Source organism: Bifidobacterium simiiventris, from assembly GCF_019331715.1.
GTDB lineage: Bacteria > Actinomycetota > Actinomycetes > Actinomycetales > Bifidobacteriaceae > Bifidobacterium > Bifidobacterium simiiventris.
This window is the reverse complement of the sequence record NZ_JAHBBG010000014.1, coordinates 1-20,807: the sequence shown is the minus strand read 5'-3', so window position 1 is coordinate 20,807 and position 20,807 is coordinate 1. Positions and strand designations below refer to the sequence as shown.

The 20,807-nt window shown below is 63.2% G+C and carries 22 protein-coding genes, 1 tRNA gene and 2 pseudogenes; 7 read left to right on the top strand and 18 right to left on the bottom strand.

What is annotated here, in order from left to right:
• Nucleotides 1-96: 96 nt before the first annotated feature.
• Genes KIH76_RS10315 through KIH76_RS10300 form a run of 4 tightly spaced genes read right to left on the bottom strand, consistent with a single transcriptional unit; the run spans nt 97 to nt 2,106 of the window.
• Complete coding sequence (locus tag KIH76_RS10315; RefSeq protein ID WP_214372412.1) at nt 97-549, bottom strand: WhiB family transcriptional regulator; 453 nt, start codon at nt 547-549, stop codon at nt 97-99.
• Nucleotides 546-1,739: a helix-turn-helix domain-containing protein gene (locus KIH76_RS10310; RefSeq protein WP_214372413.1), complete on the bottom strand. Its 1,194-nt coding sequence runs from the start codon at nt 1,737-1,739 to the stop codon at nt 546-548. The genes KIH76_RS10315 and KIH76_RS10310 overlap by 4 nt, the downstream gene beginning before the upstream one ends.
• On the bottom strand, nt 1,736-1,891 hold the full coding sequence (locus KIH76_RS10305) for a hypothetical protein (RefSeq protein WP_165784788.1): 156 nt from the start codon (nt 1,889-1,891) through the stop codon (nt 1,736-1,738). The genes KIH76_RS10310 and KIH76_RS10305 overlap by 4 nt, the downstream gene beginning before the upstream one ends.
• A 41-nt stretch (nt 1,892-1,932) precedes the next feature.
• On the bottom strand, nt 1,933-2,106 hold the full coding sequence (locus KIH76_RS10300; protein WP_165775776.1) for a hypothetical protein: 174 nt from the start codon (nt 2,104-2,106) through the stop codon (nt 1,933-1,935).
• A 470-nt stretch (nt 2,107-2,576) separates the two neighbouring features.
• On the opposite strand from KIH76_RS10300, the pseudogene KIH76_RS11795 reads away from it, so the two are divergent.
• Nucleotides 2,577-2,834 (top strand): annotated as a pseudogene (locus KIH76_RS11795) (helix-turn-helix domain-containing protein); the annotation flags it as partial.
• A 162-nt stretch (nt 2,835-2,996) separates the two neighbouring features.
• Here KIH76_RS11795 and KIH76_RS10290 read toward each other — a convergent pair.
• From KIH76_RS10290 to KIH76_RS10260, 7 genes are all read right to left on the bottom strand, one after another.
• Nucleotides 2,997-3,068 (bottom strand) — tRNA-Glu (locus tag KIH76_RS10290).
• Between the two features lie 206 nt (nt 3,069-3,274).
• The gene (gene trmB / locus KIH76_RS10285) at nt 3,275-4,144 is read right to left on the bottom strand and encodes a tRNA (guanosine(46)-N7)-methyltransferase TrmB (protein WP_214372414.1); all 870 of its coding nucleotides are present in this window, start codon (nt 4,142-4,144) and stop codon (nt 3,275-3,277) included.
• An 8-nt stretch (nt 4,145-4,152) separates the two neighbouring features.
• Complete coding sequence (locus KIH76_RS10280; RefSeq protein WP_219070589.1) at nt 4,153-5,160, bottom strand: TatD family hydrolase; 1,008 nt, start codon at nt 5,158-5,160, stop codon at nt 4,153-4,155.
• Nucleotides 5,161-5,275: 115 nt separating this feature from the next.
• Nucleotides 5,276-5,890, bottom strand: coding sequence for an ECF transporter S component (locus tag KIH76_RS10275; RefSeq protein WP_214372416.1), 615 nt, complete (start codon nt 5,888-5,890; stop codon nt 5,276-5,278).
• A gap of 455 nt (nt 5,891-6,345) precedes the next feature.
• Nucleotides 6,346-6,864: a low molecular weight protein-tyrosine-phosphatase gene (locus KIH76_RS10270; protein WP_214372417.1), complete on the bottom strand. Its 519-nt coding sequence runs from the start codon at nt 6,862-6,864 to the stop codon at nt 6,346-6,348.
• 206 nt (nt 6,865-7,070) lie between these two features.
• Nucleotides 7,071-7,730, bottom strand: coding sequence for a dihydrofolate reductase (locus tag KIH76_RS10265; protein WP_214372418.1), 660 nt, complete (start codon nt 7,728-7,730; stop codon nt 7,071-7,073).
• 135 nt (nt 7,731-7,865) lie between these two features.
• A complete protein-coding gene (locus KIH76_RS10260) occupies nt 7,866-8,669 on the bottom strand; it encodes a thymidylate synthase (RefSeq protein WP_214372747.1) in 804 nt (267 codons plus the stop codon).
• 223 nt (nt 8,670-8,892) lie between these two features.
• Here KIH76_RS10260 and KIH76_RS10255 point away from each other — a divergent pair, with 223 nt between their 5' ends.
• Complete coding sequence (locus KIH76_RS10255; RefSeq protein ID WP_219070587.1) at nt 8,893-9,306, top strand: OsmC family protein; 414 nt, start codon at nt 8,893-8,895, stop codon at nt 9,304-9,306.
• Nucleotides 9,307-9,495: 189 nt separating this feature from the next.
• Here KIH76_RS10255 and KIH76_RS10250 read toward each other — a convergent pair whose 3' ends face one another.
• The 3 genes from KIH76_RS10250 to KIH76_RS10240 all read right to left on the bottom strand — a co-directional run bounded on the left by KIH76_RS10250 (nt 9,496) and on the right by KIH76_RS10240 (nt 12,833).
• The gene (locus KIH76_RS10250) at nt 9,496-10,533 is read right to left on the bottom strand and encodes a universal stress protein (RefSeq protein ID WP_214372420.1); all 1,038 of its coding nucleotides are present in this window, start codon (nt 10,531-10,533) and stop codon (nt 9,496-9,498) included.
• Nucleotides 10,534-10,730: 197 nt separating this feature from the next.
• Nucleotides 10,731-11,561, bottom strand: a complete 831-nt coding sequence (locus tag KIH76_RS10245) for a C40 family peptidase (protein ID WP_214372421.1) — start codon at nt 11,559-11,561, stop codon at nt 10,731-10,733.
• 270 nt (nt 11,562-11,831) lie between these two features.
• Nucleotides 11,832-12,833 carry a CHAP domain-containing protein gene (locus KIH76_RS10240; protein WP_214372422.1) on the bottom strand — a complete coding sequence of 334 codons (1,002 nt, stop codon included), beginning with the start codon at nt 12,831-12,833 and terminating at the stop codon, nt 11,832-11,834.
• A 222-nt stretch (nt 12,834-13,055) separates the two neighbouring features.
• Between KIH76_RS10240 and serC the strand changes: the two genes are divergently transcribed.
• Both serC and KIH76_RS10230 read left to right on the top strand, forming a co-directional pair.
• The gene (gene serC, locus KIH76_RS10235; protein ID WP_219070585.1) at nt 13,056-14,204 is read left to right on the top strand and encodes a phosphoserine transaminase; all 1,149 of its coding nucleotides are present in this window, start codon (nt 13,056-13,058) and stop codon (nt 14,202-14,204) included.
• Nucleotides 14,205-14,359: 155 nt separating this feature from the next.
• Nucleotides 14,360-14,614: a DUF2530 domain-containing protein gene (locus KIH76_RS10230; RefSeq protein WP_214372424.1), complete on the top strand. Its 255-nt coding sequence runs from the start codon at nt 14,360-14,362 to the stop codon at nt 14,612-14,614.
• 9 nt (nt 14,615-14,623) lie between these two features.
• On the opposite strand, the gene KIH76_RS10225 is transcribed toward KIH76_RS10230, so the two are convergent.
• Complete coding sequence (locus KIH76_RS10225; RefSeq protein ID WP_236036978.1) at nt 14,624-15,928, bottom strand: sensor histidine kinase; 1,305 nt, start codon at nt 15,926-15,928, stop codon at nt 14,624-14,626.
• 186 nt (nt 15,929-16,114) lie between these two features.
• Here KIH76_RS10225 and phoU point away from each other — a divergent pair, with 186 nt between their 5' ends.
• Nucleotides 16,115-16,795 (top strand): phosphate signaling complex protein PhoU, encoded by a 681-nt coding sequence (phoU, locus tag KIH76_RS10220; protein WP_219070582.1) that lies wholly within the window; start codon nt 16,115-16,117, stop codon nt 16,793-16,795.
• Between the two features lie 150 nt (nt 16,796-16,945).
• Here the strand turns inward: phoU and KIH76_RS10215 are convergent, their stop codons facing one another.
• The 3 genes and pseudogenes from KIH76_RS10215 to KIH76_RS10205 all read right to left on the bottom strand — a co-directional run.
• On the bottom strand, nt 16,946-17,686 hold the full coding sequence (locus KIH76_RS10215; protein WP_219070580.1) for a phosphoglyceromutase: 741 nt from the start codon (nt 17,684-17,686) through the stop codon (nt 16,946-16,948).
• Between the two features lie 113 nt (nt 17,687-17,799).
• Nucleotides 17,800-18,972 carry a 1,4-dihydroxy-2-naphthoate octaprenyltransferase gene (menA, locus tag KIH76_RS10210; protein ID WP_236036977.1) on the bottom strand — a complete coding sequence of 391 codons (1,173 nt, stop codon included), beginning with the start codon at nt 18,970-18,972 and terminating at the stop codon, nt 17,800-17,802.
• A gap of 76 nt (nt 18,973-19,048) precedes the next feature.
• A pseudogene (locus tag KIH76_RS10205) lies at nt 19,049-19,267 on the bottom strand (Fic family protein); the annotation flags it as partial.
• A gap of 178 nt (nt 19,268-19,445) precedes the next feature.
• Here KIH76_RS10205 and KIH76_RS10200 point away from each other — a divergent pair.
• Nucleotides 19,446-19,943, top strand: a complete 498-nt coding sequence (locus KIH76_RS10200; RefSeq protein WP_214372426.1) for a nucleotidyltransferase domain-containing protein — start codon at nt 19,446-19,448, stop codon at nt 19,941-19,943.
• Between the two features lie 33 nt (nt 19,944-19,976).
• Nucleotides 19,977-20,423, top strand: a complete 447-nt coding sequence (locus tag KIH76_RS10195; RefSeq protein ID WP_236036975.1) for a HepT-like ribonuclease domain-containing protein — start codon at nt 19,977-19,979, stop codon at nt 20,421-20,423.
• The last annotated feature ends 384 nt before the right edge of the window (nt 20,424-20,807 follow it).

Below are 20,807 nucleotides of genomic sequence, written 5' to 3'. Positions count from 1 at the left end.
CGGCGATCACGCGAACCTGATCAGTCGGCCGCCTGATTGTCTGCTTGTCTGATTGCTTGGATTCCTGCTTGTTTGAATGTTTGATTGCCTGACGGCTCATGCGGGGCGGGGCGATCGGCCGTCCTGCCCCCGTGCGCGCAGGCGTCGTTGCTGGCGTTCGGCGCTGGCCTCGTCGGTGGCTTCGTCGAACACGTTCCGGTGGGCGCGTATCCAGTCCGTGAGCAGCCGCCAGCGTTGCGGCCACGGCAGGCCGCGGTCCCGGCAGGGGACGCCGTCGGCTTCGGCCATGCGCGCGATCCTGCGCCGGTCGGTGCACACCTTGCCGCCGTACACGCCCCATTCAAGTCCGCCGCTGGCCGCGTAGGCCAGGCATTCGGCGCGTACCGGGCATCGTTCGCACACGGCCTTGGCGACCGAGTGGAACGCCTTCGCGTCGCCGGGACGGTGCTCGAACTCCAGCGACCACAGGTAGTCGGACCATGGTTGCGGGAAGTCGCGGCATTCGCCGGCCTTCTTCCACGCCTCAAGACGCTGCCCGTCCCCGCTCATGGCCGCACCGCCTCCTCCGGTGCAACGGCTTTCGTCTTGCGGTGCCCGGCGACGTCGTGGGTGGCGTGGTTGCGTTTGTCGTACGCGCATACCGGGCACGCCTCCTGCGAGATGGCGCCTTCGATGTGTTCCTGACACAGCGAGGTGCGCAGCAGCGCCGCCCCGTAGATCGGCACGCGGCTTGCGGACGACGAGCTGACCGGTATCGCCCGGTTGGGGTCCTTGACGACCGGCAGCGGGGCGTCTGACGCCCGCTTGCCCGTCGGATCGGGATGGGTGAGCATTTCCAGTCGCAGCTGCACGTAGTTCGCGGCGAACCTGGCGCCGCTGGTGAGCCGGGGCAGCCAGTAGCGGTTGCGGTACGCCCAGTCCATCGTCGCGACGATCTCGCCGTACGGGCGATCGATCAGCAGCGAGTGGACGGCCTTGCGGTCGGCCATGGTCGCCGGAACATCGAACCTCTGGTCCACGGCGAGCATGCGCCGGCGGATGCCGTCGAGCACGCGCACCTCCTGGCCGGCGCGTTCCGTGACCGGCTCGGGCAGCTTGCCGGGTTCGGGCACCCATAGCGGGTTCCTGCAGCCCCTTGGAGGCAGGGCCTTGCCCCAATCGGTCGCCGGAACGGGTTCGGTCTTCGTGGGGGCTTGTTCGGCGTTGAGGGGAGCATCCCCGAAGGGGATGAGGGGAGAATTGTTTATCACTTGTCTATTGGGTGACTTTCTGTCCAAGATTCCGGGACAATTTGTCCTCGGCTCCACGCCCTTCGGTTCGGGTGACAATCCGTCGGGTGACAAATTGTCCTTGTCTGGATTCGATTTTCCGTCGCCTTCCGCCAGCGCGTCCAGATTCCTGGGCTTCTCCTCGATGTTCTCGGCGGCGTGGTCGCCGTCCATGACGACGTCCCACACGCGCGAGCGGTGTCCCTTGGCGATCGGCTTGCGCGTGCGCGGGTTGCGCGCCGACATCTCCTGATCGCCGGGCCTGATGTAGCCCTTGCGCTCCAACTCCTGCAACGAACGGATCACGGTGCGCTCACAGCACCCGCAGTTGAACGCGATGGTCTCCACGCTCGGCCACGCGGCGGCGCCATCGTCGTAGTAGGCGCGGCGGGCCAGGTACACCAGCACGAACTTGGTGATGCCCTTGACGTCGTCGCGCTCCCATGCCCAGTTCTCGGCTCTGCTGCTCATCGTTCGACCTTCCCGCCGTCATGCTCCGGGTCCTCTTCGCGGCGTTCGCGCAGCCTCGCGCCGATGTCGTCGCCCAGACGGGCGGCGCGGCACAACGCATACGAGAGAACGCCGCCGGACACGCACACGGCGGCAACGACCAGCCACCACATGGTTCGGCCGGTATCGGGGAAACGGTCCGCGGACGCGCGCCTCAGCGGCGCGAGCCCCGGGACGGGTGGGCGAGCATGGACAGCACATGCGCCTTCGCGATGCGCAGATCGACTTTGCCGCCGGCCCGCGTCGTCCGCCGCGCGGCGTCGCGCTGGCGATTAGGCTCGAAGACGGATGCCGGGCGAATGCCGGCGGTATTGGTAGAATCGGTCATGGCGATGACCCTCCTTCGGGGAATCGGAACGACGGGCGTCTGATCTTGGCGGATATGCGCGCCCGCGGCTCCATGGTTGTTGCCGTTCAATCCCCGCGCCGGGTTCCAGCCGGTCCGGGGATTCTCGTTTCGGGTTTCCACCCGCCATCCGTGAGATAGGCGTCGATGCCGAGCACATACCCAGGGGACAGGTTTCGGTGAATGGCCAGCCAGATCAGGTCGGACTGCTGCCACGGTATCGAGCCGTTGACCTTTCCCGCGACCGAGGATTTGGACGTACCCATCTCCCTCGCGAGGTCTCGGCAGCTCAGACCCGCCGCCGTCATATAGCGACGCATCGGAGAATCCATTATTTTTGCCGTCAGTCCATTCACAATAGACAATATATCAAGAAACTTGCACAGCAGCAAATCATTGTTGTAGGATTATGTCCATCGATATTGGACAACTCCAATCTGAAAGGACTTGATATGGCAAAAATCGAACCATTGCCCGAATCCAATGGACTCGGCGACTACCTGCAGAGGGTATTCATCTGGAACGTCAACATGCAGCTGACCGGCCGCGGGATGACCCAGCAGTCACTTTGCGCGGCACTGGGGCTGAAGAGGGGCGCCGTGTCCGCGAAGATGACCGGCAAGACTTCCTGGACCATCCAGGACATCGCCGCAGTGGCGGAATTCTTCAACGTCCCCCCGCTCTCCCTGCTGGATGCGTCGATGTACGAGCAGATGATGCGCGGAATGAGCAGTGACGGAGGTGCATCTTTGGTGGCAGTGGCCACCGCCGGGTTTCCTGTGCGAGCAACTGAAGGCCAAGCTGGCGGCCTGAAACCGTTGGAAACAAAAGGCTCCGGGCCACGATACCTCGTGGAACCCGGAGCCGGTGAGTACCCCCAGAGAGAGTCGAACTCTCGTTGTCAGATTGAAAGTCTGGTGTCCTAACCGTTAGACGATGGGGGCGAACAACTCGATTGATAATACGCGAGACCACGGAGTTGCGCAAATCGGCGTGTCGCCATGGCTCCACGACGGCATCACACGCTCCGATCGTTGGAATTTCGGGCTTTTCAGCTCTCTATATACCAAGGCGCCGGCGGATCGACCGTCATCAAGTACGATCCGCCGGCGCTCCAGTTTCCGGCCAGCGTGTCCGCCTTCCGGCGAACTCACACGGCCCTGTACGTGAAGTCGTGGATCACACGGCCCGCGGCCAGGCCCTTCTTCTCGAAGTTGGTGAGCACGCGACCGTCGAACCGTTCCGATTCGCGGAAGTCAGCGTGCGGCAGGTCGGCCGCAGTATCGGCATTGCCCTTGCCCACGTGCCCGGTCGGCAGGCTCACGGTCAGCGAGCCGACGTTCGCAAAACCCTCCACGCCGTCCATCACCTCGTGCACGTGCAGCGCATAGTCCTCGATGTCGGTGGCGATGCGCCACATTCCCCCGTCCGCCAGCGCGCGCCGCACGTCGCCGGCCAGTTCCGGCTGCACGATGCGCCGCTTGTGGTGCTTCATCTTCGGCCACGGGTCGGGGAAGAACGTCCACACCTCGGCCAGCACGCCCGGGTCGCACGCCTTGAACAGCTCGGGCGCGTTCACCTGCGCGATGCGAAGGTTGGCAAGACCTTGCTTGCCGGCCAGCAGCAGCGTGTGCGCCACGCCCGGATCGTACACCTCCAGCGCCAGGAAATTCACGTCCGGACGAGCGGCCGCGGCGGCGACCACGTTCTCGCCCTGACCGCTGCCGATCTCCACGATCAAGGGATGGTCGTTGCCCCACGTCCCGCGCACGAAATCCGCGTCGACCCGCAGCCCTTCACGCACATCCAAAGAGCCTTCGCGCGCGTTGATGTCGAGCAGGTACGTGTCTGCAAACGTATCCCATGCACGCTGCAAACGGTCGTCGAGCCGTGCGGAACGGCGCACGAACGAGAGCACCTTGCGGCCGTACAGCGCAGGGCGTTCCTGCGTGTCCGACGCAGCCGATGCCACACCCGGAGCGTCCGGCGTCTGATCGGCGGTTGATTCTTCGATAGTCATGGGATTATTTATAGCGGCCGGCTTGGAATAGGCGCGCAGAACGCCGCCAGGTTGCGTCGGGTCAGCGCCGCAAGACCGATCGCCGCCGTCTCCAGCCGATCATGCGCAAGCCGACCGTCAGGTCGCGGCTCATCGTCGGTCGGCCCGTTTCCGAACCGACCGTCACGCCGATCGTCACAACCGTCGCCGCACGACCCGCCGGCCCGAATCGCCGCCAACGTTCGCAGCAAGTCGATCAGTGCGCCAACGTAATCATCCACGCCGTACTCGCGGCCCAACGCCCATGTCAGCGACTCCAGCCCGTCGCTTTCCACAAGCAGCCGGTCGTCAGGAATCCGCCGCGCCAGCGAGCGCACCGATTCGTCGGCTGTCACATCCGGTCCGATCGACATGTAGCAGCCCATGCCGAGATATTCATCCTGCCAACGATCGCACGCATACCAGTGCACCATGTACCGATTCGGATACTTCCGGATCAGTTCCAGCACTTCGCGTTCGCGCGACTTGGTGTGCAGGATGACCGGTTTGCGGAGCCGGCTCGCGTAGTCGAGTTGCGCTTCGAATACGGTCAGCTGGTCGGACAGCGGCACGTCGGTCCACTCGCCGTCGAGTCCGATCTCGCCGATGATCGCGGCCTGTTCGAGATACGGCAGCGCATCCTCGATGCGATACCGGTTCGCGTCCCACGGATGGATGCCGAAGCTGACGCGAATGTCCGGCCGCGCATCGACCGCGCCCGGCGCTTCCGGCACGGCGCGATCGTCGATCGAATCAATACTCGACCCTGTCCGTGCACCGCCGCCGGTCTCGTCACCATCCGGCGCACCGTCGATCCATGCCAACGTATGCCGCCATTGGTCGCCGTTCGCGCAGCTGATCACCGAACTGACGCCGTACTTGCGCTGCACGGCGACGAACCGCGCGTCGTCGGCGTGGCAGTGTGCGTCGGACAGCAGCGATGCGAACGTATCCATCAGCGCGGCATCATGCCGCATGTTCGGCGACAGGTTCTCCAACGAACATCTCCTTCATATCAAAAACGGTGACCCGCGATATCGATCACAGGTCACCGTTCAGTCAATCAATCGCATCGGCCGTGTCGGACGGCCGATCCGTCAGCCAACCGACAGCTCACACGAGCGCGGCGGCGTCGCGGCCACCGGCCACGCGGTCGAGCGCGCCGGTCTTGGCGAGCGCCTGGTACAGGAACCACGCGATCACGCCGGCGAAGATGATGCCGGAGATCGTGCTGCACACGAACGCGGTGACGATGAAGAATGCGTCGTAGCTCAGGTAGTACATGACCCACGAGACGGCCATGCCGGCGAAACCGGCGGCCGCGCCGGAGAGCACGGTGACGGCGAGGTTCCACGCCTTGTACGCGAAGATGAGGAAGACGATTTCGGCGGCCAGACCCTGCACGAGGCCCGGGATGAGGGTGCCGAGACCGCCCCAGTGGCTGCCGAGCAGCGCTTCGACGAGCGCGGCGATCACTTCGGCGAACAGCGCGGCGCCCGGCTTGCGCACGATGATGGCGGCCAGCGGGCCGGCGAAGTAGTACAGGCCCCACAGCAGCGCGTCGGAGCCGGGCAGGAACGTGAACACGGCCTCGAGCGGCTGCGTGACGATGCCCGCACCCCAGAAGATCACGCCGGATGCAACGGCGATGACGGCGGCGACGGTGATGTCGGCGACGCTCCAGCGCAGCGACGGACGCGCGGCCGGAGTCTTGGAATCAGTAGACATAATCTCTCTCGCTTTCTTGTCATTGTCTTCAAGCGAGGGCGACGCGGCAGAAGGGCCGATAGACCGGCGAGCACACGCGGCGCGCGCAGTCCAGACGACGCTCAAGGACTTCGTTCGCCGGTATTGCCCGGATCACGTTCGACGGTCGGATGCTGGCGCATCCCTCTCAGCTCGCCACGCGAGCCCCCGTGCTTGACACGTTCACACGATACGGGGATGCGGCTACAAATGTCAAGACTTTGCTGCGGGCAATAGTGCAGAATCGATGTCGCAAATATCACAAAGCGAGCGGGAATCCGTTGGAAAGATTTCTCCGCTCGCTACGCTCGGTCGAAATGACAATAAGAAAACCGCGCTCGGTCGAAATGACAGGAATGAAAAGCTGCGCTCGATCGAAACGACAGATACCGGGGATCATACTCCGCCGAAACGATAGGCAGTGCCGACGGCCCGAGCTACGCCTCCAGCCGCGCCTCGACCCAGTCGACGATGTACGGCGCGACTTCCTTGATCTGGTCGATCGCGACCTGGAACTCGTGCGGGCCGCCGTACCACGGGTCAACCAGATCGATCTCGTCCTCGCGTCCGGCCGCCGGCTTGGGCAGGTTCGGGTCGAAGCTGCGGTACATGTGCACTTCGGAGCGCTTCTCGGCCGGCAGTTGGCGCAGCAGCGCGCGCATGTGCGACGCGGTCATCGGCAGGAACAGGTCGCTTTCGTTGATCTCCTCGCGCGTGATGCGGTGCGCGAAGTGGTGCGCGGGGATCTCATAGCCGTCGGCGCGCAGCACACGCACGGCGCGGCGGTCGATCGGGTTGCCGTACTCCTCGTCGGACACGCCGCTGGACATGACGCGCACGCGGTCGGCGAGTCCGCGCGACTCGAATTCGGCGCGCAGGATGATCTCGGCCATCGGCGACCGGCAGATGTTGCCGGTGCAGACGGTCATCACGGTGTACAGGTGGTTGCTGGTCATCGATACTGCTTTCGGTCGGCGCGGTGACGCGCAATTTCGGTCTGGGATGGGTAAGACCGCGATCGGATACGGTCACGAACCGTCGATCACGGTCGGCATCGGTCGGTACATGATCGACGATGATCGGTGACGATCAGCGACGAACGGCACCAACCGACTACGGTCAGATACAGCCTGACTTACTGTCGAGTACAGTCGGCTTTCGGTCAGCGCGTCTTCTCGTAGGTCACGAAACGATACGCCTCGATGCCGTCCTCATGCTTGGCCGGCTTCATCCAATGGCTTTCGTCGGCGACGCGCCACAGGCCAAGATCGACCAGATCGCGCACGTCCGGCGCGTAGGTGTCCGCGTCGACCTTGGCCTTGAGCAGCGTCACATACGCCTTCGAGGCCAACGGCAGCGCCTCGCGGAACAGCTGCGCCCCGCCGATCACCCAGATCTCGCTGCGGTCCATGCCGTCGTCGGGAATCGCCTCCTGACGCGCATAATCCATCGCATCGTCCAGGCTTTCGGCCACGGTCGCACCGAGCGCACGGTACTGCGGGTCATGCGAGACGACGATATTGTCGCGGTTCGGCAGCGGACGGTACTTCGGATCCAGCGATTCCCAGGTCTTGCGGCCCATGATCACCGGATGCGAGACGGTCAGCTCCTTGAAATGCTTCATATCCTCGGCCAGATGCCACGGCATGCCGCCTTGGAAACCGATGGCGCCGTCATGACCTTCCTTGTCGTGCGCCTCGGCCCAGATCAGGTTCACCGAGAAGGTCTTGGGGAAATCGTCACCCCAATCCTCCCCGCTCTCAAGCCCGGCGATTCCGGGCTCGGGTTCGTGATAGCCACTGCGGCTACTGTCATGCTCCATTTCACTCACTCCTTGGGGTTAGGACTGGGGACAAGTGTACGGTCACACCGCGACGCGGCGGCGGGACGGGCGCGGAATGTCGGATACGTCACACCGCGACGCGGCGGACGTCCGCACGGCCGGCACGGCCACCGGTCACACCGCCACCGGCGCCTTGATCGTCGGATGATGCTGGTAGCCGACGATCTCGAAGTCGCTGTAGTCGTAGTCGAACAGCGAGTCGGCCTTGCGGATCCTGATCTGCGGGTACGGATACGGCTCGCGGCCGAGCTGTTCGAGCACCTGGTCGATGTGGTTGTCGTAGACGTGGCAGTCGCCGCCCGTCCACACGAACTCGCCCGGCTCAAGTCCGGCCTGCTGCGCCATCATCAACGTGAGCAGCGAATACGAGGCGATGTTGAACGGCACGCCGAGGAACATGTCGCACGAGCGCTGGTACAGCTGGCAGCTCAGGCGACCGTCGGCCACGTAGAACTGGAACAGCGCGTGGCACGGCGGCAGGGCCATCTGGTCGACCTCGGCCGGGTTCCATGCGGTGACGATCATGCGGCGCGAGTCGGGATGATGTTTGATGAGGTCGAGCACGTTCGAGATCTGGTCGATGGTGCGATTCGGATCCTCGGGCGTGGGCGCGGGCCAGCTGCGCCACTGCACGCCGTAGACCGGGCCGAGGTCGCCGTTCTCGTCGGCCCATTCGTCCCAGATGTGCACGTTGTGCTCCTGCAGCCAGCGCACGTTGCTCGAGCCCTTGAGGAACCACAGCAGTTCGTACGCGAGTCCCTTGAAGAACACGGTTTTGGTGGTCAGCAGCGGGAAGTCGCCACCGGACAGGTCGAAACGGATCTGCTGGCCGAACAAGGAGATCGTGCCGGTGCCGGTGCGGTCGGACTTGAGCGTGCCTTCAGTCAGGATCTTGCGCACGAGGTCCTCATACGGCATGGGAATGTCGGTGGCCGGTCGGGCCGGGATGCGGGTGCGGATGTCTGCGAGCTGTTCAGGTGTCAAAGCCATGCGTTCCAGCATACATGCCCGTCGGCATTGGACGGATATCGCTGCTGGACGATCGTGTGCAGACCGCGGCGCGGGTGGGCTAGATTGGAGGTGATGACGACGCGACGCGATCGGCGCGACGCGCGGACAGATGGACTCCAAGGAGGACACTATGGGCAAGCGACTGTGGGTCGAGCGCAACAAGGACGGTTCGTGGGACGCGTTCAGCGACGATGGCGCGCACATCAAGTTCGGCAAGGGCAAGGGCGTGTTCACGCCGGGCGATCTGATGAAGATCGCGCTGGCCGGCTGCGCCGCGCTGTCAAGCGAGTTCGCGATCGAGCACACGCTCGGCGAGGGCAAGGGCGCCAGGATCGTGGTCGACGGCCAGTATGATCCGGAAGGCGACGCGTACACCAGCTTCGACGAACAGGTGGTCGTGGACGCGACCGATGCAAACCTGTCCGACGAGGATGCCGAAAAGCTCAAGGAGCGCGTCACCCGCCACATCGACAAGGGCTGCACGGTCAAGCACACCTACGTGCAGGAGACCCCCGTGCGCATGAACGTGACGATCCGCCACTGATATCGCCGATTGATCTCATCTCACCGTCGGTCTTGCCGGCGGCACTGCTGACAATCCGGGAATAGTTGCGCTGACGCTACCTCAGTGCAACTATTCTCGGCGATCAACCACAATTGCCCGGATGTGTTGCGCCGAGAGAGATACCTCAGCGCGATGCATCCGGGCAATCGCTATCTACTGATGAACGGTCTACTGACGATCGGGATCGATCTTGGCCTCGATCTTGGCTGCGACCTCCGGCTCGGCGGTCGGCACCGCAACCTCCTCGACGCCGCTGATCTCATCCAGCGACTTGGTCGGCACTTCGGCCGGCGAGCTCGGTACCGTGTCGAGACGGCTTTCCGCGGCCTCCACATACTTGCGCGGCACCACGTACACCGGCGTCACGGCGTGTTGCAGCAGTCCCTGGCTGGTCGAGCCGAGCAGCAGTCCGGTGAAGCCACCGCGGCCACGCGAGCCGACGACCACGACGTCGTGGTCCCAGCTGGCCTTGGTCAGCGCGTTCACCGCGGAGCCGGGCACGACCTGCTTGTTGACCTTGAGTCCCGGATGCGCCTCCACGATCGGCTTCAAGCGCACGTCGAGATCCTCCTTGTAGGACTCGATCACGCCCTCCTCGCCGTCGATGCCCTGGATCTTCGGCACCGCGGAGATCACGTCGAGCTCAGCGCCCCACGTGTCCGCGAACGCTGCCGCGATCTCGAGCGCCTTCAGGCCCCACTTGGATTCGTCGGAGCCGACCGCGACCTTGGTGATCGTGTTGTTCAGGTGCATCAGGTTGCCGTCGTCGTCGGTGTACGGCACGACGACGATCGGGCAGTATGCGTACGCCGGCAGCGACGACGACGTGGTGCCGAGGAGCCGCTCGGCCAGACCGCCCTTGCCACGGTTACCGATGACGATCAGGTTGTAGTTGCGCGACAGTTCGACGAACACGGACGCCGGATCGCCGGTGACGATCAGCGTGGCGGCCTCCACGCCCTGCTCGTCGGCGATGGCCTTGGCCTTGGACAGGATCTCCTGTGCGTCGGAATGCGCGGCGTTGTCGTCGCCCATCGCGGTATAGGTGGCATCGAACGATACCGCGGCGTAGCTGGGCAGGGAGTATGCGCAGACGATCTGCAGCGTGAGTCCGGCATGCTTGGCGTAGTTCGCAGCCCACCATGTGGCCTTGTAACTGGCGTGCGAGCCATCGACGCCCACGAGAATTGCCTTGTCGTTGATCATGACGACCTCCTTACGTCGTTTGGTGCATCTATGCACCGCCCTCATCACTTAACAATACCCGTCAAACACACAAATCGCGTGTTTCCCCACGCGGAAAAACGTGGGAAAAAACACAAAACGGCATCCGAAATCGGATGCCGTTCGCGTTGGTGTCTGGACCTAAACGTAATGCCGGATGGTCGTGACGATCGGAATGATCAGAGAACCCGTCGGATGGAGTAGCCGCTGGTGAACACGCCCAGGCCGGTGATCTGCGTGCCCTGGTACGGGTTGAGCGCGTTGACGACCAGACCGTTGCCGATGTAGATGGCGGCGTGGGTGCCGTTGGCGAGGATGTCGCCGGGCTGTGCCTCGGCGATGCTGGCGACCGCGGTGCCCACCGTGGCCTGCGCTCCGGACGATCGCGGCAGGCTGATGCCGAACTGGGCGAACACGTACTGCACGAAGCCGGAGCAGTCCCAGCCGCTGGGCGTGTTGCCGCCGGCGGCGTACGGCGCGCCGACGAACTGGGTGGCATACGAAACAAGCGCCTCGGCGCTGGCCGAGGTGACGGCCGACGTGCTTGCGGCGGAGCCGGCGGCCTCGCCAGTGGACGTGGACGAATCGGAAGAAGACGTGGACTGAGAGGACGAGTCGTTGGAGATGGACTCGCGCTCGGACGAACGGCTGGCGGCGGCCGCCTGAGCCGCAGCAGCCTCCTGAGCGGCCTGCGCGGCGGCTTCGGCTGCCTCCTTGGCGGCCTGTTCCTCGGCGGCCTTGGCCGCGGCGGCGTCCTTCTCAGCCTGGGACTGGGTCTGCGGCACATCGAGGTTCTCGGTGCTGCCCCAGTTCGCATCGTCATTCACCGACGTGGAGGTCGCTTCGGCCAGCAGATCCTTACGCACCACCTGAGCCTTCGGGAACGAGCGAGACGAGGTGACGGTTCCAGCCGCATCGGCGGCGAACGCGGCAGGGGCGACCGCAACACAGGCCATGCCCGACAACGCCGCGACGGCGACAATCACAGATACATTACGTTTAATATTCATCACCAAGCGACACTACTACGGGATCTATCCAAATGTCCGACTTGTTCAGGAATCGCCAAGATAACGCCCAGTAAAGTCGCGAACATCACACATCGTCCGGTCACCATTCCGCCGCAGATCCGAAAAATACGCGACGATCGATCAGACGAGCGGTCAGACCATACGGCACAAGCGATCGCCACGGACAACCAGCCACGAACAGTCTGTCTGGAATTTGTCTGGCGGCTTGTCTGTCGGAATCAGAAATGTCAGCGATCAGTAGTGGATGAATCAGTAGTGGATGAACTGCAGCTGCGCCGCGTCGGTCGCGCTGATCGTACGTGTCGAGATCACGCCGAGACCCTTGACGTTGGATTCGGACACCTCGATCGAGCCGTCCTTGTGGATCTTCTCGACGACCGCGACATGGCCGTAATACGAATCGGCGTTCAGCTGTCCGGGCTGGAAGACGACCACGTCGCCGACGTGACGCGCGGTCGAATCGACCCAGTAGCCGAACGTGCGCGCTGCATCGGCCCAATCCGCACCGTTGCCGAAATACGAGCCGACCGGCAGGCCGAGCTCCACGCGCCGGTTGTAGGCGTACCACGTGCACTGGCCCCACGGGTAGGCATTGCCGCCGTTCTCGCCGGTCGCATGGTTCGGGTTGAAACCTTCCGGCAGCGCGTCCGCATCCTGATCCATCAGCGCCGCAACCACGGCGTTGTCCGCAATGGATTTGGACATGCTGTCAACGTCCAGCGAGGCGGTACCGCTGTCCAGACCCCAATCGCCCTCGTTGGCGGTCTGCTGGGACGCACCGTCGGCGGAGTTCGCGGAAGAGGCGGAAGACAGCTCGCTCAGCGGCGTACGGCTTTCCGAACGCGACGCCGAGGCGGTATCAGAGCCGCTCTCGCTGGCGACGACCGGCTTGAGCTGCGTGGTGGTGGTTGCCGGATCCGCATCGGCGAGATCCAGCACGTTCGGATTGGCGACGGCGATCGCACTGGCGGCGGCACCGACCAGTGCGGCCAGGGACGCGGACGTCACGAATGCGGAACGACGTTCGGCCGCACGCGCCGCCTCGCGGATGGCGCGACGGGATTGCGGGGCGACTTCGTTGAGCTTGTCGGCGAGCGCCTGATCAAGGCCGAGGATCGCACCGCCGTTGGCGAGCTGCACCGCGCGCACGTTGCGCGGCGAATGCGAGCCGCGGCTCGAGGCAAACAGCGACTGCGCCAGCTGAAGATACTGCGGCGTAGCCTTGTGCGCCTTGTGGGCTCCATGCCTCATACGGTACGCTCCTTGCCTGTCTGCCGTTGTGCGAATTATCAATCATCAGCGAAAAAGCCTATGCTTCCGCTCCATCCCTGCACCTTACCCCAAGGCGCGGTCAACTCCCCCGTTCCTGCGGGCAACGGGACACGTTGTACGAGACGGCCGGCCGCGACCGACGGCGTTTCGCACAACGGACGATTCTGCCCCGAATCCGAGTCGACGGCTAGGCTGAGGGGCATGGCCAATACGATTATCATCCCCCAGTCCATGTTGCCCGAGGACGGTCGGTTCGGTTCCGGCCCGAGCAAGATCCGCGGCGAACAGGTCGACGCCCTGCAGGCCGACGCGCGGACGCTGCTCGGCACCTCGCACCGCCAGACCCCGGTCAAGCAGGTGGTCGCCTCGATCCGCGAGGGACTGTCGGCGTTCTTCCACGCACCGGACGGCTATGAGATCGCGCTGGGCAACGGCGGCGCGAGCGCGTTCTGGGACATGGCCTGCGCCTCGCTGATCTCAAGGCGCGCCGCGTTCGGCGCATATGGCTCGTTCAGCGCGAAGTTCGCCGCGTCGGCGGCCAATGCGCCGTTTCTGGAGGATCCCGTGGTCTACGAGGGCGAGCCGGGCACGTATCGTCTGCCTGAGTTCACCGAGGATGCGGACGCGTATTGCTGGGCGCACAACGAGACGTCGACCGGCGTGGCGGCCCCGGTGCGGCGCGTGTCCGGCTCGCTTGAGCAGGGCGCGATCACGCTGGTGGACGGCACGTCGGCGGCCGGCGCGCTGCCGGTGGATGTGAGCGAGACGGATGCCTATTATTTCTCGCCGCAGAAGGCGTTCGGTTCGGATGGCGGCCTGTGGATCGCGGTGCTCTCCCCCGCTGCGGTCGAACGCGCCGCCAGCGTGGAGCAGGGCGCGAAGCTGGACGGTGCGCGCCGTTGGGTGCCGCCGTTCCTGTCGCTGACCTCGGCGATCACCAATTCGCGCAAGGATCAGACGTTGAATACGCCGGCCGTGGCCACGCTGGTCATGCTGGAGAATCAGGTGCGTTGGCTCAACGACAACGGTGGACTGGATTGGGCGGCCGCACGGTGCGCGAAGTCCGCGTCACTGCTGTATGACTGGGCCGAACGTTCGCAGTACGCGCAGCCGTTTGTTGCCGATGCAAACGCGCGTTCGCATTCGGTGGTGACCATCGATCTGGACGATGCCGTCAGCGCGAATCAGGTCGTGGCCGCGTTGCGCGAGAACGGCATCGTGGATACGTCCGGATACCGCAAGCTGGGCCGCAACCAGCTGCGCATCGGCGTGTTCCCCTCGGTCGAACCGTCCGACGTGGCCGCGCTCACGCAGTGCGTTGACTACGTTGTCGAACATCTCGCCGACTGACTCCATATCCTCGTCGCCTGTCATTTCGAGCGAGGCGAAGCCGAGTCGAGAAATCTTTCATATCCACCGTCGGCAAGAGATTTCTCCACTCGCTGCGCTCGGTCGAAATGACACCATATCCGCCACGGTAACGGGTTCGCGGTAGAGTGCACGATATGAAATTCGCACCGATCATCAATCCGGACGCCTGCCGTCCGGCTCCCAAGCCCGTGCGCGTCGATCTGCGCAAGACGTTCCTGATCGGCACGGCGATATGGTGCGTGGCGCTGATCGTGTGCGCGGTTCTGCTGTTCCTCGATCTGCCGGTGCTGCGTTGGCTGATCGTATGCGCGGCCGGCACGGTGATCGGCGTGATGATGCTGATCTGGGAGCATTTCGACCGCTGGGACTACCGCCGTCTCGGCGTGTGATTCACCAGCCTACTGTGCCAGCGGCAGCGAGAACGTGAACGTGCTGCCGCTGCCGGGCACGCTCCATACCGTCACATTGCCGTGATGAGTGAGCGCGACGTGCTTGACGATCGCCAATCCCAATCCGATGCCGTCACGCGAGCGCAGCGTCTGGTTGCTGCCGCGGTAGAACCGCTCGAAGATGCGCGTCTGCTCGTCCTTGGCGATGCCCACACCCTGGTCGACGACCTCGACCGCAGCCTGCGAACCGTTCTCCGACTTGGATACCGCGATGTTCACCGTGCCGCCGGCCGGCGAGTACACGAGCGCGTTCTGCACCAGTTTCGAAATCGCGGCGACGACCTGTTCCGCATCCCCGTTCACGGTCAGCGAATCATCGCCGGAAATATTGACGGAAACGTCGTATCGAGCGCTCTCCGCATGCAACCGTTCGCATGCCAGACGCACCTGCTCCATCATGTTCAGCCGGTTCGCGGATGACGGAGCGATCGGCTCCTGCGCCTTGATGAGTAGCATGAGGTCGGCCACCATGCGGTTGAGCCGGTCGCACGACGAACGCACCTGATGTGCATGCCACGACACCTGCTCGGCGTCCAATGCGTCGTTCGCGAGCGAATCGGCGAGCTGTTCCAACGCCTGCGACGGTTTGATCAGTTGTTCGGACACGTTGCTGATGAACGAGTCGCGCACCTGGGCGAACCGGATCGCCTCGCTCACGTCATCGATGAGCACGACCACGAAATCGCCGACCTTGCCGACGGTGACCTTCAGCCAGTTCGGCCGCACCACGCCACGCACCTTCACCGACGCATCAGGGCCGTCCTGCTCGCGCGTATGCGTGGTCAGATCGAACTGTTTGCGGCCGCCGACGCGACGCACCTCGCGCACCGCGTCACGCACCTCGTCGCTGATGATCGACTCGTCGTCGACCACGCCGAGCGTGTACGCGTCCGGATTCGCGCGGATCACCTCGTCATGATCGTTGATCACGACCGTCGCCTCGGGCAGCATCGCCAGCAGCGAGGTCGTATCTGGATCAAGATCCTCGGTTTCGGCATCGTCATCGATCCTGTTGTGAAACAATGCGTGAAACCATGAGACGATCCGCTGCGGCAGCGAACCCGCACGATCCGTGCCGCGGTCCGGCTGGCTTTGCGCGCCGTCCGTCTCATCCTGCGCGTCCTTGCCGACGAACCGATTGTCGAACAGCGGGCGGATCAGATCGTAGATCCAGAACACCGCCAGGGTCACCAATCCCAACCCCATGATGGAGAATGGCACAAACACAATGATGGTTCGCAAGGTTTCAGGCATACGTTCTATTTTCCCACATCGCGAGTGTGAAGGCTAACGACATGCCGGGCAGGTGAATGCAGGGTGAACGTTTCCGTGAACAATGCCTAAACGTCGCGTGGCTTTATCGCTACGTTGTTGAGAAACGTGCGATACGGCTAATACACTGGTATAGGTTGCAGAAGTGTTGAAAGGAAAGGCACCACAATGCGCGTTATCTTTAATGAGGAGATGAAGGCCGTCGCCGACGATCTCGACCGCATGGCCAGGGATGTTCGCAAGGCCATCAACGGCGCAGGCAAGGCGCTGCTGGACACCGATGTCGAAGCGGCGCAGGCCGTGATCGACGGCGATATTGAGATCGATGCCCTTGAATCCAGCGTGATCGACCAGTGCGTCAAGCTGCTTGCCAAGCAGACCCCGGTCGCCACCGATCTGCGCGTGGTCGTCTCCACGCTTCGTCTGGCCGCGACGTTTGAGCGCATGGGCGATCTGGCCCGTCACATCGCCGAGTCGGCCCGCCGCGCGTACCCGGAGTCCCCGCTGCCGGAAGAGGCGAAGGACGTTTTCAAGCAGATGCAGGACTTCCTCGACGAGACCGCCGACAACGTTGTCGCCATGTTGGCCGACCGCGACGCGAAGATCGCCGACCGCATCATCCGCAACGACGACAAGCTCGACGAGCTGCACCACAAGACCTTCGAGCTGACGCTGTCCGACGATTGGAAGGGTACCAAGCAGCAGCTGATCGACGTGGTGCTGCTCGGCCGCTTCATGGAGCGCCTCGGCGACCATGCCGTGTCCGCCGCGCGCCGCGTGGTGTTCATCGTCTCCGGCTTCGACCCGAGCAAGGAGCCGACCCGCGACGAGGACGGTGCCGTCGACTGATCGCCATCGTTCTCTTTGTGAGCGATGTAGGGGGATTCCTGCAAGTCAGGAATCCCCCTTTTGTTGTCGGTCGCACGAACAATGGCATGAATACGCAAGAAGCCTCCCTTTCGGGAGGCTTCTTTGGTTGCCTGACAGCGTGAGGTCAGATCACTTCTGGCCCTGGGCGGCGACGGCGGCGGCACCGGCAGCGGCGGCCTCCGGGTCGAGGTACTCGCCACGCGGCTTGATCGGCTTGAAGTCGTCGTCAAGCTCGTACAGCAGCGGGATGGCAGTCGGGATGTTGACCTTGGCGATCTCTTCCTCGGTCAGGTTGTCGAGCATCTTGACGATGGCACGCAGCGAGTTGCCGTGGGCGGCGATCAGGACGGTCTTGCCGGCCTTGAGCTGCGGCTCGATGTCGGACTTGAAGTACGGCTCGACACGCTTGACGACGTCGGCCAGGCACTCGGCTTCCGGAACCGGATCGCCGGTGTAGCGCGGGTCGTGGCTCTGCGCGTACTGGTCGTTCGGGTCGATCTCGGGCGGCGGGGTCGCGTAGGAACGACGCCACAGCATGAACTTCTCGTCGCCGTATTCCTCGCGGATCTCGGTCTTGTTCTTGCCCTGCAGAGCGCCGTAGTGACGCTCGTTGAGACGCCAGCTGCGCTCGACCGGGATCCACAGACGATCCGCGGCGTCCAGCGCGATGTTGGCGGTGTTGATCGCACGACGCAGCAGCGAAGTGAAGACGATGTCCGGCAGGACGTTCTTCTCCTTGAGCAGCTCGCCGCCGCGCTTGGCTTCGGCCTCACCCTGCTCGGTCAGCGGGACGTCGACCCAGCCGGTGAACTGATTGGTTTTGTTCCATGCGCTCTGTCCATGACGGAGCAGTACTAGTTTGTAAGTCATACGGCCCAGTCTACCGCCCCGTCAGCCCAGACACGAGCGTTTGTCTGAAAAACGGGCGGTCGGCGCGGTCAGGGCCACGGTCATCAATGTGACCATCAGCGCGGTCGGCGCGGTCAGATGCCGGATGCGAGCACGCAGACCACGATCAGAGCCGCGAAGAACAGCGTCTGATAGCCGGCGTCGGCGAGCGCCCACCGATAGTCGTGCCGTTCGACGCTGCGCAGGATCCGCAGCGGCACGGCGATGCCGGAAATCGCCAGGATCATGCCCCACGGCCACCACAGCATGGCGACGATCGCGAGAGACAGCAGCAAATCGACCACGACGCACACGGTCAGTGCAACGCGCGCTCCCCGCTCCCCCAGTCGTACGGCCAGCGTGCGTTTGCCATGCCTCGCATCCGAATCGATGTCGCGCAGGTTGTTGACCATGAGCAGGAGCATCGCGTTGAGTCCACAGCATATAGCCGCGAGCACGCCCATGAGGTCGATCGTGCCGGCGAGTGCGTATTCGGTGCCGAGCACGGCCGCCAGTCCGAAGAACAGGAACACGCCGAGTTCACCGAATCCCGCGTAGCCGTAAGGGTGACGGCCGCCGGTATAGAACCAGCCGGCGAGGAGACTCAGCATGCCGACCGCGAACAGCCACCAGGCATGCGAGATGAGGATTGCCGCGAGCCCGGCGACGCATGCGATCGCGGCGGCGATGCCGGCGGCGGCGAGGACTTGCCTCGGTGGGACACCGGATGCGACGAGCCGTTGCGGTTTGGGAGCGGAAGCCGGATGAAGACGTTCGCCGGATGACGATGTGGACCGCGCGCCGGATATCGAATGCGCGGATGACGGTTGCGATTGCGATGCCGCGAGGTCGGTTGAATTGATCGGCTGAGCCGACGCTTGAGACCGCGATGATGCTTGTGGCTGCGGTGCCGATTGCGCCGACGCCACGGCCGATTCAGGCACCGACCGCCCATCGTCCGTGCCGCGGATGCCGTCGGAGTAGTCGTTGGCGAAGTTGACGGCGATCTGCAGGCACAATGCGACGACCGTGCACAGGACGGCGACCGGCCAGAACCGCCCGGTCAGTTCGCCCAGCAGCGCCCGGTTCGCCACGCATTCCGCCGGAACCGGATAGTTCATGGTGCACACGCCGAGCACACGGATATGACTCCACGCGCAGGCCGCCCCCACTACCACCGGCGAGATCGAAGCCGGCAACGTGCGCGGTCGCGTCCCGGCCAGCCACGGTTTCCATTGCGAGAATTTCGACGATCTCGTATCGTGCATAGAGTGCATACAGAACAGCATACGCGCCCCCTCTCGTCGGAGAGAAGCTTCCTCAACACTCCATATTGACTACTCACTGAGTGAATCTTGCTCTGGATTCATCGCCCTGTTTTCTTGCTTGCTCAGCCACCGACACCGCATTCTGCGTTTCCCCGCGAGTGCCGCGCACCCCTTCCATCTCATTGGCGGCGAACAGTTCCTCACTGATGGAATGCCGTATGTAGTCCCAACGCATGACGTCGGGAATCTGGTTCCACAACCGGGACACCCGCCGTTCGGCGAGCAGCACACGTTCCGTCAATATTGAGCAAGACTCACCTTTATAACACCTGTTTTAGTTATAGAACCATAAAATAGAAGCCAAAGCGAGTCAAACAGAAATTGCTCCCGGCCTTAGTACGACAGCCACCCGATGTACGGCCTTAAATCAGCCGACATGCCTTTAAATTAGTTTTTATGCTAATGTTGGCGGTATGCGAACTATTGAACAGCTGGATCAGGTCCGCAAAGAACGCGGGTTTTCGCAAAGCTCCGTCGCCCAGGCGATGCATGTCAGCCCACCCGTGCTGTCCCGCGCGCTACGCGGTAATCCCACGCAAGGTTTTCTGGAACGGTACCAGCAAGCACTTGATGACATATCACGCGGCACCACACCCAAGCATATCGCAGCGATCGCCAAACCGATTGCGCTGCGCAACCGCGTCGACGAACTCTACCTGTTTGGCTCGATGGCACGAGGCGAGGGACGAGCCGATTCGGACATCGATTTCATCTACCACTTCTCCCCCGACGCCAACCCCCTGATCGACGTCATCGCACTGCGTGACGAGCTGCGCAGGGCATTCGGACGCGACATCGACCTCGTACGCAAGGACTATCTCACCCAACCGCAGCGCGACCAGCTCAAAGAAATGCAGAGGATACTGTTCGTCAACAGCATCACCAAACATCCTATGTACCGTATCGTATGACACGGCCCTGAAACCTTCGCCTAGGAGATTCCCATGATCAAAACGGCCAAGCCTGATCATAATGACGAGCGGCACATACGGAACGCAAACCAGACGGAGCGAGACGCCATTCACATCGTCGCCATCATGCGCGCGATGAGGGACGCCCAGCGCTTTCTGGGAAACATGACGTTGGAAGAATTCAGCGATGACGACAAAACACAGAACGCCGTCGCGATGGCGGTGGCACGCGTGGGCGAGCACGTCAAAGGACTGTCCCGCAAGTTCCGGGATGCGGAGCCGCAAACGGAATGGAAAGCTATTGCCGGCACCCGCGATTGGATCGTACACGATTACGATGAACTCGACTTCGCTCGTCTCTATCAAGCAGTCACACAGGAGTTGCCACAGGTGATCGACGTATTACAGCCATATGTCGACGAACTGCAACATGTCGAACCTCGGACTGATACGTTGTTCGATGTGCCGCGGATTGGATGACCTATACCAACGTCCGGGGGATTGGAACCGGTACTTATTCATCACGAGTTGCGTGATTCGACATGGTTCTTGTAGGTCTTCTCTGATATAGAGAGGAGGGGATGGAAGCTTTTCCCGTCCCCTCCCAGGGTCTCATGCCATCTGCAAGGCAATCCATCCCGTCTTCACGTGATGGTGACACGGCCTTCCGCATTCCAGCGGTTTCGCCCGGCCAGTAGACTACACCTTCCTAACGGTTCAAGGCTTGCGCCCGTGAAGATATCCGGCAGTGACCTAGCAAGCCAACTCCGCCAACCCGACCGGACGGCAAGTCGGTTGGGGAAGGCCTCATTAAGCTTGTTGCTATGCATGATAACCTATGCGATCCCCTCCCGTCGGAGAGGG

Excerpts from the sequence above, each read along its gene's own strand:
- KIH76_RS10270 (WP_214372417.1), bottom strand. The coding sequence starts at position 6,864 with ATGACCAGCAACCACCTGTACACCGTGATGACCGTCTGCACCGGCAAC.
- KIH76_RS10275 (WP_214372416.1), bottom strand. The coding sequence starts at position 5,890 with ATGTCTACTGATTCCAAGACTCCGGCCGCGCGTCCGTCGCTGCGCTGG.
- KIH76_RS10230 (WP_214372424.1), top strand. The coding sequence starts at position 14,360 with ATGAAATTCGCACCGATCATCAATCCGGACGCCTGCCGTCCGGCTCCC.
- KIH76_RS10245 (WP_214372421.1), bottom strand. The coding sequence starts at position 11,561 with ATGAATATTAAACGTAATGTATCTGTGATTGTCGCCGTCGCGGCGTTG.
- KIH76_RS10310 (WP_214372413.1), bottom strand. The coding sequence starts at position 1,739 with ATGAGCAGCAGAGCCGAGAACTGGGCATGGGAGCGCGACGACGTCAAG.
- KIH76_RS10300 (WP_165775776.1), bottom strand. The coding sequence starts at position 2,106 with ATGACCGATTCTACCAATACCGCCGGCATTCGCCCGGCATCCGTCTTC.
- KIH76_RS10255 (WP_219070587.1), top strand. The coding sequence starts at position 8,893 with ATGGGCAAGCGACTGTGGGTCGAGCGCAACAAGGACGGTTCGTGGGAC.
- KIH76_RS10225 (WP_236036978.1), bottom strand. The coding sequence starts at position 15,928 with ATGCCTGAAACCTTGCGAACCATCATTGTGTTTGTGCCATTCTCCATC.
- phoU (WP_219070582.1), top strand. The coding sequence starts at position 16,115 with ATGCGCGTTATCTTTAATGAGGAGATGAAGGCCGTCGCCGACGATCTC.
- KIH76_RS10240 (WP_214372422.1), bottom strand. The coding sequence starts at position 12,833 with ATGAGGCATGGAGCCCACAAGGCGCACAAGGCTACGCCGCAGTATCTT.
- KIH76_RS10200 (WP_214372426.1), top strand. The coding sequence starts at position 19,446 with ATGCGAACTATTGAACAGCTGGATCAGGTCCGCAAAGAACGCGGGTTT.
- KIH76_RS10215 (WP_219070580.1), bottom strand. The coding sequence starts at position 17,686 with ATGACTTACAAACTAGTACTGCTCCGTCATGGACAGAGCGCATGGAAC.
- KIH76_RS10260 (WP_214372747.1), bottom strand. The coding sequence starts at position 8,669 with ATGCCGTATGAGGACCTCGTGCGCAAGATCCTGACTGAAGGCACGCTC.
- KIH76_RS10250 (WP_214372420.1), bottom strand. The coding sequence starts at position 10,533 with ATGATCAACGACAAGGCAATTCTCGTGGGCGTCGATGGCTCGCACGCC.
- serC (WP_219070585.1), top strand. The coding sequence starts at position 13,056 with ATGGCCAATACGATTATCATCCCCCAGTCCATGTTGCCCGAGGACGGT.
- KIH76_RS10315 (WP_214372412.1), bottom strand. The coding sequence starts at position 549 with ATGAGCGGGGACGGGCAGCGTCTTGAGGCGTGGAAGAAGGCCGGCGAA.
- trmB (WP_214372414.1), bottom strand. The coding sequence starts at position 4,144 with ATGACTATCGAAGAATCAACCGCCGATCAGACGCCGGACGCTCCGGGT.
- KIH76_RS10265 (WP_214372418.1), bottom strand. The coding sequence starts at position 7,730 with ATGGAGCATGACAGTAGCCGCAGTGGCTATCACGAACCCGAGCCCGGA.
- KIH76_RS10195 (WP_236036975.1), top strand. The coding sequence starts at position 19,977 with ATGATCAAAACGGCCAAGCCTGATCATAATGACGAGCGGCACATACGG.
- menA (WP_236036977.1), bottom strand. The coding sequence starts at position 18,972 with ATGCACGATACGAGATCGTCGAAATTCTCGCAATGGAAACCGTGGCTG.
- KIH76_RS10305 (WP_165784788.1), bottom strand. The coding sequence starts at position 1,891 with ATGTGGTGGCTGGTCGTTGCCGCCGTGTGCGTGTCCGGCGGCGTTCTC.